The organism is Microcystis sp. BLCC-F209 (assembly GCF_041928595.1).
Lineage (GTDB): Bacteria > Cyanobacteriota > Cyanobacteriia > Cyanobacteriales > Microcystaceae > Microcystis.
In genome coordinates this window covers 1-13,031 of sequence record NZ_JBHFLL010000304.1, presented here as the reverse complement: position 1 = coordinate 13,031, position 13,031 = coordinate 1, and the positions used below count along the sequence as shown (strand labels likewise).

The 13,031-nt window shown below is 44.3% G+C and carries 12 protein-coding genes; 8 read left to right on the top strand and 4 right to left on the bottom strand.

What is annotated here, in order from left to right; translation table 11 throughout:
- Nucleotides 1-99: 99 nt before the first annotated feature.
- Nucleotides 100-1,449 (bottom strand): UDP-N-acetylmuramoyl-L-alanine--D-glutamate ligase, encoded by a 1,350-nt coding sequence (gene murD, locus ACE1AQ_RS19725; protein ID WP_110545117.1) that lies wholly within the window; start codon nucleotides 1,447-1,449, stop codon nucleotides 100-102.
- Nucleotides 1,450-2,281: 832 nt separating this feature from the next.
- Here murD and ACE1AQ_RS19720 point away from each other — a divergent pair.
- The 3 genes from ACE1AQ_RS19720 to ACE1AQ_RS19710 all read left to right on the top strand — a co-directional run bounded on the left by ACE1AQ_RS19720 (nucleotide 2,282) and on the right by ACE1AQ_RS19710 (nucleotide 5,043).
- Nucleotides 2,282-3,394, top strand: a complete 1,113-nt coding sequence (locus ACE1AQ_RS19720) for a DUF3747 domain-containing protein (protein WP_110545118.1) — start codon at nucleotides 2,282-2,284, stop codon at nucleotides 3,392-3,394.
- 189 nt (nucleotides 3,395-3,583) lie between these two features.
- Nucleotides 3,584-4,709, top strand: a protein-coding gene (gene prfB / locus ACE1AQ_RS19715; protein WP_106909843.1) for a peptide chain release factor 2 whose coding sequence is annotated in 2 segments (ribosomal slippage) — nucleotides 3,584-3,655 and nucleotides 3,657-4,709 — 1,125 coding nt in all. Because the reading frame shifts where the segments join, the coding sequence is not laid out codon by codon here.
- Between the two features lie 82 nt (nucleotides 4,710-4,791).
- The gene (locus tag ACE1AQ_RS19710) at nucleotides 4,792-5,043 is read left to right on the top strand and encodes a hypothetical protein (RefSeq protein WP_002739055.1); all 252 of its coding nucleotides are present in this window, start codon (nucleotides 4,792-4,794) and stop codon (nucleotides 5,041-5,043) included.
- A gap of 90 nt (nucleotides 5,044-5,133) precedes the next feature.
- Here ACE1AQ_RS19710 and hemH read toward each other — a convergent pair whose 3' ends face one another.
- On the bottom strand, nucleotides 5,134-6,297 hold the full coding sequence (gene hemH, locus ACE1AQ_RS19705) for a ferrochelatase (RefSeq protein WP_008199914.1): 1,164 nt from the start codon (nucleotides 6,295-6,297) through the stop codon (nucleotides 5,134-5,136).
- Between the two features lie 119 nt (nucleotides 6,298-6,416).
- On the opposite strand from hemH, the gene ACE1AQ_RS19700 reads away from it, so the two are divergent.
- Both ACE1AQ_RS19700 and ACE1AQ_RS19695 read left to right on the top strand, forming a co-directional pair.
- Nucleotides 6,417-7,040, top strand: a complete 624-nt coding sequence (locus ACE1AQ_RS19700; RefSeq protein WP_008199916.1) for a class I SAM-dependent methyltransferase — start codon at nucleotides 6,417-6,419, stop codon at nucleotides 7,038-7,040.
- A 116-nt stretch (nucleotides 7,041-7,156) separates the two neighbouring features.
- Entirely contained in the window at nucleotides 7,157-7,711 is a 555-nt protein-coding gene (locus ACE1AQ_RS19695) for a YqeG family HAD IIIA-type phosphatase (RefSeq protein WP_008199918.1), read from the top strand.
- Between the two features lie 418 nt (nucleotides 7,712-8,129).
- On the opposite strand, the gene ACE1AQ_RS19690 is transcribed toward ACE1AQ_RS19695, so the two are convergent.
- A complete protein-coding gene (locus ACE1AQ_RS19690; protein WP_039899800.1) occupies nucleotides 8,130-8,318 on the bottom strand; it encodes a hypothetical protein in 189 nt (62 codons plus the stop codon).
- Nucleotides 8,319-8,416: 98 nt separating this feature from the next.
- Between ACE1AQ_RS19690 and ACE1AQ_RS19685 the strand changes: the two genes are divergently transcribed.
- The 3 genes from ACE1AQ_RS19685 to ACE1AQ_RS19675 all read left to right on the top strand — a co-directional run bounded on the left by ACE1AQ_RS19685 (nucleotide 8,417) and on the right by ACE1AQ_RS19675 (nucleotide 11,736).
- Nucleotides 8,417-10,033, top strand: a complete 1,617-nt coding sequence (locus ACE1AQ_RS19685) for an ABC transporter substrate-binding protein (protein WP_008199920.1) — start codon at nucleotides 8,417-8,419, stop codon at nucleotides 10,031-10,033.
- Nucleotides 10,034-10,181: 148 nt separating this feature from the next.
- On the top strand, nucleotides 10,182-10,964 hold the full coding sequence (locus ACE1AQ_RS19680) for an endonuclease/exonuclease/phosphatase family protein (protein ID WP_008199922.1): 783 nt from the start codon (nucleotides 10,182-10,184) through the stop codon (nucleotides 10,962-10,964).
- A 478-nt stretch (nucleotides 10,965-11,442) separates the two neighbouring features.
- A complete protein-coding gene (locus ACE1AQ_RS19675) occupies nucleotides 11,443-11,736 on the top strand; it encodes a hemolysin XhlA family protein (RefSeq protein WP_008199924.1) in 294 nt (97 codons plus the stop codon).
- A gap of 184 nt (nucleotides 11,737-11,920) precedes the next feature.
- On the opposite strand, the gene ACE1AQ_RS19670 is transcribed toward ACE1AQ_RS19675, so the two are convergent.
- Nucleotides 11,921-12,532 carry a choice-of-anchor R domain-containing protein gene (locus ACE1AQ_RS19670; protein ID WP_301182370.1) on the bottom strand — a complete coding sequence of 204 codons (612 nt, stop codon included), beginning with the start codon at nucleotides 12,530-12,532 and terminating at the stop codon, nucleotides 11,921-11,923.
- Nucleotides 12,533-13,031 lie beyond the last annotated feature (499 nt).

Below are 13,031 nucleotides of genomic sequence, written 5' to 3'. Positions count from 1 at the left end.
TTCATAATTCATAATTCCCATCTCCCCATCCCCCCATTCCCCCACTTCCCCATTCCCCCATTCATAATTCATCATTCATAATTCATAATTCCCATCTCCCTATAACTGTAAGGACAATTGCCGAAAGTGATCGCCGCGATGTTCAAAACTTTGGTATTGGTCAAAACTAGCACAAGCGGGCGATAATAACACCACTTTAGCCTCTTTTGCTGCTGCTAGTTCGGCCGCGCGTTGAACGGCATTATCCATTGTTTCCACACACTCATAATCGTGATAACCTGCCGATGCTAAACGATGGGCAAAATCGGCGGCAGCGTCACCAATAAGCAGCACAGTGGCGACTTTTGCCTTAATTTCAGCGATCCAAGCCCGATCATCCCCGGCTTTCGCTTCTCCCCCCGCGATTAAAATCGCCGGACCCCGGACTGATTGTAAGCCCACGGCGGCGGCATCGTAGTTAGTTGCTTTACTATCATTAATAAAGTCTACACCTTTATAGGTACAAATATACTCTAAGCGATGGGCAACCCCGGGGAAAGTGGCGATTGCTTCGGTAATGGCTTTTTTCTCGATTCCCGCCAATCTAGCGGCGGCCACAGCCATAAGCAAATTCTGCTGATTGTGACTGCCCACCATTTTCAGCAGATTAACCGGGGCAATTAATTCCCCAAAAGCCACGATCCAGTTATCTTGCAGATAAACACCACGACTAGGATCGCCCAAAAGTGCCTCTTTGCCCTGCACAGAAGTCCAATAAGCTTGTTGCCATTGACTAACACCGATTTGACGCAGATAGGGATCATCCCCGTTGAGGATTTGGCGATCGCTTCTTTGCAGTAAAGAGGCTTTAATCCGATAATAATTTTCCAGGGTTTGATGACGATTGAGGTGATCGGGGGTAAAAGTTGTCCAGATGCCGATTTTCGGCGATAAATCCCGACTGGACTCGATCTGATAACTACTAATCTCCGCAATAATCCAATCGTATTTATCAGCTTTTAAAGCCAATTCACAGGCAGCATAGCCGATATTACCGCAGGAAGGGGCATTTAACCCCGCTTTTTGAAAAATAGCGGCACAGAGGGCGGTGGTGGTGGTTTTGCCGTTAGTTCCCGTAATCCCCAACCAGGGGGAAGATTGCAGATAACGCCAAGCTAATTCTAATTCTCCGATCGTATCGATGCCTTTTTCTCTGGCAGTAATTAAAATCGGGGCATCCCAAGGCACGCCGGGGCTAACCACGATAAGATTGGGCAAGTCCGAAGCCTCTAGACTGAGATTTTGACCAAGATTGACCATAATTCCTTCCCTTTCCAGATTGGTTTTGGTCTCTTGTAAACCGGGAGCATCAGAGCGATCGCTTAATGTCACCTGCCAACCATCCCGTTTTAAGCACCTTGCCGCCGCTATTCCCGATCTTCCCAATCCAATAATCGCCGCTTTCGCCATCTTGTTGCAACTCTACTCAAGGGTCAATTTTTAGCAATCTCTATCCTACTGTGGATTAGGTCGAGTAATAACTAGGGTTTGCGGCAAAAAGTTTTTCGGTGGGGGCAGGGTGTGGGGTGTAGGGTGTGGGGTGTAGGGTGTAGGGTGTAGGGTGTAGGGTGTAGGGTTTTAGCGATTTTGAGCGGGTCAATTACCTAATTTTCAGGGAAAAAGTACCTGAATTTTCCACCCGATCACTCCTAGATAGGGGCTGCTGAAAAAGTTTTTCGTGGGGGCAGGGTGTGGCCCCCCCAACCCCCCCGACATCGGGGGGGTGGGGTGTGGGGTGTGGGGTTTTACCCATTTTCAGGTGGTCAATTACCTAATTTTCAGGGAAAAAATCCCTAAATTTTCCCCCCAATCACTCCAATGGTAGGCACTTTTTCAGGGAAAAAAAGTCTAAAAGCCTTATCCAACAAGGTTTTTAGATTTATTCAGCAAACCCTAGATATGGTACTTTTTGGAAACGAAAAAGTCTAAAAGTTTTACCCAACAAGGTTTTTAGATTTATTGAGCAAACCCTAAATAAGTAGTCGTGCAAAATTAATTTCCTAGTCGAGACAGGAGACGGGAGACGGGAGACGGGAGACGGGAGACGGGAGACAGCTATTAGGGATCGGATTTGAGTTTTCAGTTCACTGTTTCCTCACACCAGAAGTCTGACGGAGTAGTGGCTTAGATGTGTAATTAATTTTGTTAGGTACTTATCTTCCAAGAAAACAAAATTCTCTCGCTTACGTCTAGATCGATAAAATAAATGCAAGTACAATCTCTATAACAACGCTCCCTATTTATGAATCTAAAATCATCCTTAAAATTTACCCTACTGTTTTCACTTCTGGGGGGTTGTCTCCTGACGACACCCAGTCAAGCAACTCTCTTTGAACAACGAGAAGTTAATCAAGAGGATTTTATCGCTATTGCCCGACCCTACGGTAACGGTAAATACGATTTACTGATTTTGCAACAAATCCCCGGTAAACGCCAATGTTGGGCGGTAAATGGCAGAGAACCGACCATTGTTCAGCCTCTTCTCCTCGATTTCGATTTTACCGGCAGTTGTGAACGGGCCACCGACAGTAACGGTTATTCCCTTCGCATTCAGGGCAAAGATTACGGTTTAGAATACCTGCTGCGTATCGTACAACGCAACGGGGAATTAGTCCTCGTGGGAACCCCCCGCAATCCCAGACAATCGGAGGTAATCATTGGACGGACAAAAGGTTTAGGGACCGGTTTAATCCAAATTTATCTCATCGATGGCTGGCGCTTTACTAAACGCAGTCTAGCCGGTCAAAATCTCAGTCATATCTATCTAACTGCTGATAGTCCCAGTTTCAATCCTCCCCCGGAATTACTCGCGGGTAATAGTTATTCCCTCCCCAGAGAATCCGTCAAAGCAGAAACACCGGTTAATCCTTCTGCTAATCCCGAAGTGCGAGAATATACCTTTACGGCTGCAGAAACAGCAGTAGAGAGCAATCCTCAGCCAGCGGTCAATAATCCAGCACCAGAACCAAATTTAACGCCACCGTCCCCAGTTACCCCTAATTTGCCCCCCCTAACTCCTCCCAATTCTCAAAATAGTAATGCAATTGTACCACCACCACCACCGCGCAACCTAGGCAATCAGAGAAGTTTATCAGACGTAATCACTTTTAATCGAGCCGCCGCTAATCCCAGTAGTGCTAACATGAGCAATAGTGGCCGCAAAGGTTTTAAAGTAGTAATCGAAGCTAAAAACGAGAGCGATCGCACCAAAGTTCGTTCTCTCTATCCCGACGCTTTCCCCACTTCCCACCAAGGTCGTCGCGTCTGGCAAATAGGCGCGTTTAGCAGTCGTGATAAGGCTGAAAACGCTTTACAAAGTCTTGCCCCCCTGCGCGGATCGATCGTACCATTTTAGGGAACGCTGGAACTGCGGAACGGGCAACAGAGAGTCGATAGGGGAAATGGGGAAATGGGGAAATGGGGTGATGGGGTAATGGGGACTTTCAACTAATACCCCAAAACCCTAAAACCCCAACTCTCAACTCCGGCCTCCTGACGACCGACTCCTAGAGTAACTGATAACTGATAACTGATAACTGAAAACATGGAAATATCGGAACTAAAAAAAGGTATCGAGATAGTAGGATTGCGCCTGGGTAAAACCCAGGACTATCTTTGACTTACCCACTTTAAGGGCGAAAATTAAAGACTTAGAACAGGTGGCAGCCGTCCCCACTTTTTGGGATAACCCAGATACTGCTCAAAAAACCCTGCAAGAACTAAATGAATGTAAATCTTCTTTAGAAACCTATCAGGGTTGGTGTGAACAATTAGAAGATACTAAGGCAATTATCGAGTTATTAGAATTAGAATCCGATCGAACTTTACTAGAAGAAGCGACGGACAATTTAACCCATTTACAGCATGACCTCGATCGCTGGGAATTGCAACAGCTTTTAAATGGTCCCTACGACGCAAAAGGAGCAGTTTTAACGATTAATGCGGGGGCCGGGGGAACCGATGCCCAAGATTGGACAGAAATGCTCCTGAGAATGTATTCTCGCTGGGCCGAGAAACAGGGTTATAAAGTCACTTTAGCGGAAATATCAGAAGGAGATGAAGCGGGAATTAAATCGGTGACAATTGAGATTGCCGGAACTTATGCTTACGGTTATCTGAAAGGAGAAAAAGGCACCCATCGGTTAGTCAGAATTTCCCCTTTTAATGCTAATGGTAAACGTCAAACCAGTTTCGCCGGGGTGGAAGTGATGCCAATTTTGGGCGATGATGCGGTGAGGGTAGAAATTCCCGATAAAGATTTAGAAATTACCACCACTAGATCCGGGGGAAAAGGTGGACAAAATGTTAATAAAGTGGAAACTGCCGTGCGTGTAGTTCATCTTCCCACAGGTATCGCTGTGCGTTGTACCCAAGAGCGATCGCAACTACAAAATAAAGAAAAAGCCCTAGCTTTATTAAAAGCGAAATTGTTAATTATTGCTCGGGAACAACAGGCTCAAGCGATCGCCGAAATTCGCGGAGATATGGTGGAGGCCGCTTGGGGCAATCAAATCCGTAACTATGTTTTTCATCCCTATCAATTAGTTAAGGATCTGCGTAGTAATGTGGAAACCACCGATGTTAGCGGGGTAATGAATGGGGATTTAGATAGCTTTATTGAAGCCTATTTACGTTTGGGGGGGAACAGTGCGGGTTATACTGATTCCTAAGATGAGAGCAGCTCTATTTTCTTGCAAATTCTGTTCTTATTGGCTTGTTAAGCTATTTGTCCTCTACTAAGAAGAAAAATCAATGGTTATTATCGAGATTACCAATGTGGAAGAAATATTAAGCGCAAAAATTGGCTCTTTCGCCGCTAAAATCGTCCAAGCTCTAGCAGATGATGAAGGGAAAGTGGAAGAGGTTCTCATCAAAGAATTACAGGCTAATTTTCAGGAAAGGGGGATTAAAGCTAATCTGTTTAGCGTCACTGGGTTAGATATGCTCGGCAATGGCAGGCTAGAAGTTAACGTTAATGTTCGTTCTGCTAATATGATGTCCTAAGATAAAATCGCCAATGGTTGGGTTTAACTATGTTTAACCCAACCTTATTTTGGTAGTTACCGTCAAAAGCAATGGCAGCGAAGAGCGAGGTTATAATAAACCCACAAAATGTAATGGTCCTTGACCAGTAATTAATTCGATAATAATTGCCAGAAAACCGATCATCGCTAATCGACCATTCCACACCTCAGCTGCCGTGGTCATTCCCCATTCCCAACGCTCCTGGGGATACATTTTCATATTCGCCTTCGGACGGGTAATTTGCTCGAAAGTAGTGGGGTTTTCCTCTAGGGATTTGACCACTAACTGGGAGAGAGATTCGATAAACATCGGGTGAGTGTTAAGAGCCGGTACTCGCTGAAAATGTTCAATTCCCGCTTCTTCCGCCACTTCTCGGTACTCTATATCGATTTCTTGCAGAGTTTCGATGTGTTCCGAGACAAAGCTAATCGGAACGACCAATAAATGCTTAATTCCCTGCTCTCCCAACCCTTTTAGAGCATCTTCAGTATAGGGTTTTAGCCATTCTACCGGACCAACGCGACTTTGATAGGCTAAAGTGTACTGATTGGGTCGGTTTAGTGTACGCATGATCGCCCTAGTGCATTCTTCAATTTGCCTTTGATAGGGATCTCCCGCTTCCTCCACATAACTTTGGGGGACACCATGGGCGCTAAAAAAGATATGTACTTGGTCAGGATTAGGACACTGCTCTAATTCTCGCGCAATCAGATCCGCCATAGCACTCAGATAAGTGGGATGATCGTACCAAGAGGGGATGAGAGTATATTCCGTCAAACGCAGATAGGGATCCTGCTGCCACATTTCCTCCAGTACACGAAAACTGGAACCACTGGTGCTGATGGAAAATTGGGGATAAAGAGGAAGAATAACTAATTTTTTGATATGATCCCGTTTAATCCGCTCGATCGCTTCTTCGGTGAAGGGATTCCAGTAACGCATCCCGATATAAACGCTCACCTCGCGGCCCATTTCCGCGAGACGTTGTTGCAGTGCCGTGGCCTGTGCTTCCGTAATCTTGAGTAAAGGGGAGCCACCACCAATCTGACGGTAATTCTCTTGGGATTTACTCGCTCTTAGCGTCGATATTAACCAAGCTAACGGTTTTTGTAATCCTTTGATCGGTAAACGGATGATCTCTGGGTCAGAAAAAAGGTTAAATAGAAAAGGACGCACATCCTCTAACCGCTCCGGCCCACCCAAATTTAATAATAGAACCCCAACGCGACCCATAGTGTTAACAGATAATTTTTAAATTTTCAGATTCTTTACCAAGTTTAACAATATATCGGTGGAACCGTTAAAACAAATTACAGACAATATAGAACTTAATCAAATCTTGGAGGTTGATCTTGGCTACAATTTTACGTCCCCTCAGTTATCAATATCAATGGCTTTACGATGGTATCTCCCGTCTGGCTGCCCTAGCGGTGGGTGGGGAGCCTCGTTTTCGGCAATTGGCCCTAGAAGATTTAAAAATCGCTAAAAATGACCCTATCCTGGATCTCTGTTGTGGTGCGGGTCAAACCACCCGTTATTTAGTCCTCCTATCCGATCGCTGTACTGGTTTAGATGTCTCTCCCCGGGCCCTGGAGCGAGCTAGTTTAGCGGTGCCGCAAGGGCATTATGTGGAGGGATTAGCCGAAAAAATGCCCTTTAGTGCCGGAGAATTCGCCTTTGTTCATACTAGCGCCGCTCTCCACGAAATGGAGCCGGAGCAGTTAGAGGAAATCCTTAAAGAAGTGTATCGAGTTCTCAGACCGGGGGGAATTTTTGCCCTCGTGGATTTTCATCGACCCACTAACCCGCTTTTTTGGCCCTCTTTGGCCCTATTTTTGCAATTATTTGAAACCCATACCGCTTGGCAGTTTATCGATAGGGACCTGATCCAATCTTTACAGGCGATCGGTTTTCGTGATTGTCAACAAAAATTATACGCTGGTGGTAGTTTACAGGTGATTCAAGCGGCCAAGTGAAGGGATGGATCTGGCATTATTTTCAGGGGCAGTCGGTCATTTATACTTAATAAGGCAACGGTTTTTTAATCAAGCTGAGTTTGATCGACTCAGTGCCAGTTACTTTTGAGAAGTTAATGACTAGAGCAAAAATTCTACAACCCGATTTAATTTTAGGGGATACGATTCTCGGTCTCACTCTGGAGATTTTGAGTCAGCATCAGATTAAGGGATTGATTCTCGATGTGGACGATACCCTTGTTCCCCTTCAGGAAACCACGGTTTCTGACGATTTACAGCGTTGGGTCGATTCCTTGCGTCTTTATCTACCGATTTGGTTGGTCAGCAATAATCTCAGTGAAAATCGGATCGGTGCGATCGCTGATAATTTACAACTTCCCTACCTTCTCGGTGCGGTGAAACCATCTCGACGCAAACTCCGGCAAGCGATGGCAGCCATGGGACTCCCCCCCCAACAAATTGCCATGGTTGGCGATCGCTTGTTTACCGATGTTTTAGCGGGAAATCGTCTGGGAATGTTTACCATTCTGGTGAAACCAATGGTAAATCCCTTGACTGGGGGGCAAGCTTATCCAATCCACGATTTTGAGGTGTGGATATCACAAATTCTCGGCGTTTCCCTGCATCCGCAGCATTACTTCATAAAACCTGACCAATCCTCACAAAAGTAAATATTAAAAAATACTTAAGTATAGAGGAAAATAGCGAAAAGTAGGAAATACTATAGGCAATTTGAAATGAGGTCAGCCCAGATAAAGACCTTAAATATAAGAAAGTGAATAGATAAGACCTCTTGTAAAAATCAAAAATTGTTGTTAGGGTTGGGAGTCAGTAGCCAGTAGTCAGTCCTCAGTCCCAATGAAAAAATTGTCACCCCCACAGATGAAAGAGGTTTCTTTCCCCACACCCTCTTTCAAGTCAGTAGTTAGGAGAATTAAGAATGAATAATAATCAGTTAAATGGTCTAATTATAGACTTTATGCCATTTAATCCTTATTTCTGCCGTTTTTGAACTCTGAAAAATTAATTATGCAAGAGGTTTATAAAAGAAGATGAGTTTCTAATCAGTTGCTGTCACCTGATCTAGGCTTAAAAATCTTGACCATTTCCCTGTTTATCTGCCTCCACATCTGCAGCTATTCTGAACCATTTAACACCTTTTCTGCCCTGGGTCTTCTCCTTGGCAAAATTAATCAAGTTTTTGCCATCCTCAACCGGAAAATTTAATTTAATTGTCTGGGTAATCAGTGCAGTTATTGAAGAATTTTTCCCAACCAATTAAGCAATCAACCTACTTCCTTCAGGGAACCTAGGGAAAAGATTATGCACAAAAATGATAGGATCGATCGATACCTAGCTGCCGTTAATCGCCCTCGATGAGACCTTTACGCCAACTTTACCGCTATTTAAGTTTATTTTGCCTCTGTCTTCTTCTGATCGTGGGCTGTCAGTCCACTAATTCCAATTTACCCCGGGGGGATAGCGATCGCCTGATGATTGGGACAACCCTAAAACCACGCTCGCTCGATCCGGCCGATAGTTATGAGTTAGCGGGACTTTTTATTATTTATAATCTCGGTGAAACTCTCTACACCTACGCCGAAGGAACCACTAATTTAAAGCCTCTCCTCGCCACGGAATTGCCCCAAATTAGCCCCGATGGTTTGACTTATACTATCCCAATACGTCGAGGAGTTATTTTTCATGATGGCACGGTTTTTAACGCAGAGGCGATGAAGTTTTCCCTAGAAAGATTTATCAAAAATGGTGGTGAACCTTCCTTTCTTCTCCGGGATACAATTGATAAAATCACCGTTACCAAAGAAGACGAAATTACTATTAAACTAACCAGACCTTTTGCCGCATTTCCCGCTCTTTTAGCTTATCCCGGAGCCTGTGCGGTTTCACCCAAATTTTATCAAATTGGCGAGGGTAAATTTAAACCCGAAGAATTTATCGGCACAGGACATTATCGATTAAAAGCAGTTACCAGCGATTCTTTTAGTTTAGAAGCCTTCGATCGCTATTGGGGAGAACCGGCCAAAAATAAGGGAGTTAATGTGCAAATTTATCTCTCGAATCCTGCCAATTTGTTTAACGGTTTTCAGACAGGTGCGGTGGATATTGCCTATCAATCTTTACTGGCTCCTCAAGTGAAAAAATTACGCACAGAAGCAGCCCAGGGAAAATGGCAAGCCATCGAATCTTCTGGGGCAGCAATTAACTTTATGAGCGTCAATCTCAAAAGTGAACCCACCCATAATATTTTAGTGCGACAAGCCATTGCTTCTCTTGTTGATCGAGATTTACTTAATGATCGCATTTTACAAGGTCAAGGCATCCCTCTTTTTAGTCTCATTCCTACTACTTTTTCCGAGTCACAACCAGTGTTTAAAGAGCGTTATGGCAATCATAATATAGAGCAAGCCAAACAATTACTAAAAGCGGCTGGTTATAGTCCGGAAAAACCCGCAATTGTAGAAGTTTGGCACTCCTCCGGATCGATCACTTCCAGCACTGTGGCGGCAGTGTTGAAAGCCCTATCAAAACGGGATTTAGATAATAGGATTCAATTTGAACCCAATAGTATCCTAGGAGCGGCATTTTTCCGTAATATTAGCCGGGGACTTTATACCACTGCTCTATCTAATTGGTATCCAGATTTTTTGGATGCAGATAACTATATTTATCCCTTTTTAGATTGTGCTAAAGGTTCCCCAGAAACGGGATGCGAAGAAGGCGGCTCGCAAAGTCAAGGCTCATTTTTTTACAGTCAAGAAATGAATCAATTAATCGCCCAATCCCGTCAGGAAAGTAACCCAGCTAAAAGAAAGCAAATTTTTGGCAAAATTCAAGAAATTCTCGCCGATGAAGTTCCCTATATTCCCCTTTGGCAAACCAAGGAATACGCTTTTGCTCGCCATGGCATCAGGGGAGTTATCATCAATCCCAGTCAAACTTTTCCCTTCTGGACAATTGCCAAAAAATCCTGATAATTAATTATTAGGAGTCAGCCTTGAATCAGTTATCAGTTATCAGTTATCAGATGTGAGTTTTCAGTTCACTGATTACTGTTTACTGTTCACTGACAAAACTCCCCACTTCCTTCTCCCTTCCATCTCTTCCATTCTCCATTTTGCTATGAAACTAACAGCAATGTCCTTTAATGTTCGCTACGATAAACCCGATCCCGATGAGCGTAATTGGCGAGTAAGAAGGGAAGCAGTAGCGGCTTTAATTGCTCACTATTCTCCTGATATAATTGGTACTCAGGAGGCTCGCGCTAATCAATTATTGGATCTACACCGTTTATTGCCAAAATACCAAAGTCTAGGCAGCGATCGCAGGGGGACAGGATTAGATGAACATTGTGCAATTTTATATCAACCAAGTCGGTTAAAATGTTTAGAAATATACGAATTTTGGCTATCAGAAACCCCCGATATTATTGGCAGTATTACCGAAGCTTGGGGTAATCCTTATCCCCGCATGGTAACGGGGGCTAAATTTCGCACTCTTGAGGGGCAAACTTTGCAGTTTTATAACACCCATCTCGATTACTATAGCGACAAAGCTAAGGACTTAGGTGCTAAGTGCATACAGGAGCATTTTTGTCAACTAGATTTAACAGAAGATTACCTATTTTTAACGGGGGATTTTAATGTTAATTCTCAGCAATTACCCCGTCAGATTTTAACTCAACCTCTCCAGTCAGACATTAAATTAAAGGACGCTTTAGCAGATTGGGAATTAGCAGAACAAATGAGCTTTAATAATTACACTGATACTCCTTATTTAGCCATCGATACCATTTATTATGATAGCCGTTTACAGTTAGATTGGGCAAAAGTTGATCGTTCCCGTTGGCTGAATCTTATTCCTTCCGATCATTATCCCGTAATTGCTGCTTTTACCTTGCCCTAAAAATAGATTATTTTTGTATTTAGCAAATATATAGAGGGGGAAAGCTGCAGCAGACTTTGGTAATTCAATAGTTAAATTTCTTAAGTGTTTTAAACAGGAAAAAACTTAACCAGTGGTATTTTTATGACGACTTTACTAGGAATTATCCCGACTTTTGTGGGGAGAACTGGGTTAAATTTGCTTCAAACTGGCAGTTTTGTACTAGGGAGTTTTAGCTTAACTATAAAGGTTATTTTTGGGCGTTGTCAGATCAGAATATGAAAGATGCAATGCAATCCCTGCTATCAAAGTAATTTCAGTTGCAAGCTGATTCGGATCATCTTTCAATTTGACAACGCCAAATAATTGGGTATTGGTGACAGATGATACTGATTTTAATTATGTAGATGGACTGATTTTAGAACGTTGGTAAGGAGCGCATCACCTACAAAAACAGCCTACAATATTACTAGGCGATCGAATATTCCCCGAAATTCAGATGAGTCAATCCCCCGTCACTATCACCTATTCCCTAGAAACTGTTCTAACAAGAATCGAAGGCAAGTTAGACTCTTTACAGAAAGATGTCACCGATCTAAAAGTAGATATGGCCGAGGTGAAAACCGAACTCAAAAGTATTGATAGGCGATTGGAAAAAGTAGAGGGAACACAGAACGCTTTAATTAAGGATGTATCCGACCTTAAGGGAGCAAAATCGTTGATTATTCCCGTGGTAGTAGCAGTATTAACCAGTATTCTGACTCTGCTGGTGCGATCGATCCCTAATCCTTAAAAGTTTCTCCGTTTGTATAGTAAATTCGTAGGTCGGGTTGAGGCAACGAAACCCGACCTAAATCCTCGGTGGTTGGGTTTCACTCTGTTCAACCTAACCTACAGCTTAAAAGCTTCCCCCCCCTTGCCCCCCCCGACATCGGGGGGGTTAGGGTAGGTTGATTCATGAATCAACCTACGGCAAATTATCCCTCGTTCCGACGACCTTTAACCCCCAGTAAACCCAATCCGAACAGGGACAACGCCGCGATCGCACCAGGTTCGGGAGTGGCGACCGAGGGGGGTATGTCGGCTGTGTTGATCTGGAAATTGGGGGCCATGGAACCAGACGTGAAAGTAGAGCCACCGTTAGTACTAAATCTCTGCAATCCCGTTTCTCCTGTTCCGGATACTACTGGCATTGGCGATAGCGTCGCGATGCCCGTCGGGGTTATACTCGGCTCATTGACGCGCCAGCTGAAAGCTCCATTGGTAGTGGTAACGTATAACCAGTATTTCGTACTGGCGGCAAACGTGAAGGGGCTAGTGGGAGTGAAGGTGTAGTTAAAGTTTCCCGCTCCTTGAGGGGTGGGATTGGTGAAATTGGCGAGGACGGTACTGCCCGGATTGCTACCCCCGACATCATTGCGGATCTGGACGAGGGGAATGTCTCCGGTTTCGTAGTCCCCGAGTGGCAGGATCACGTTGCCGAGGCTGTAATTGTCACCCGCGGGCAGGTCAAAGGGGATCGCTACTACCATGTTGCTACTGCTGATCCCAGACGGAATATTATCATTGGTTTGCGGTAGATTCCCGATGATAACCGCCGCGCGGACAGGGTTTACCCCCCCATTAGTACAAGAGAACTACTAATGCCCGCCAACACAAAAGACATAGATGAGGTTTTCATGATTTCTAAAAAAGTTCAGAAAGATTGCCTTAATTCTATAGCAGCCGTCTCTTCTGTTCAATCATTGATTAGATTTTGTCATCATTTACCGTCTGGTATGATATTTAATTCTATAGGGTGTTGACAAAAGGGCTAGAAAGTGGTAAGCAACATCGGGCAACTTACCCCCTCCTGCCCCCCCGACATCGGGGGGGTTAGTAAATTCGTAGGTCGGGTTGAGGCAACGAAACCCGACATAAATCCTCGGTTGTTGGGTTTCACTATCGTTCAACCCAACCTTGTATATTGAGAGAGGTGGTAGACCGTCCCAACCTTGGTCGGAAAAGACCGCTTCGTAGCAAGGGTCACCACCATAATCTCCCTGACAAAACTCGAACAGTCGCCGGGGTCGTGGCGAAAACAATCAA

Coding starts and splice junctions, on each gene's coding strand:
- ACE1AQ_RS19695 (WP_008199918.1), top strand. CDS start 7,157: ATGACTAGAGCAAAAATTCTACAACCCGATTTAATTTTAGGGGATACG.
- ACE1AQ_RS19675 (WP_008199924.1), top strand. CDS start 11,443: ATGAGTCAATCCCCCGTCACTATCACCTATTCCCTAGAAACTGTTCTA.
- ACE1AQ_RS19720 (WP_110545118.1), top strand. CDS start 2,282: ATGAATCTAAAATCATCCTTAAAATTTACCCTACTGTTTTCACTTCTG.
- ACE1AQ_RS19685 (WP_008199920.1), top strand. CDS start 8,417: ATGAGACCTTTACGCCAACTTTACCGCTATTTAAGTTTATTTTGCCTC.
- ACE1AQ_RS19710 (WP_002739055.1), top strand. CDS start 4,792: ATGGTTATTATCGAGATTACCAATGTGGAAGAAATATTAAGCGCAAAA.
- murD (WP_110545117.1), bottom strand. CDS start 1,449: ATGGCGAAAGCGGCGATTATTGGATTGGGAAGATCGGGAATAGCGGCG.
- ACE1AQ_RS19680 (WP_008199922.1), top strand. CDS start 10,182: ATGAAACTAACAGCAATGTCCTTTAATGTTCGCTACGATAAACCCGAT.
- hemH (WP_008199914.1), bottom strand. CDS start 6,297: ATGGGTCGCGTTGGGGTTCTATTATTAAATTTGGGTGGGCCGGAGCGG.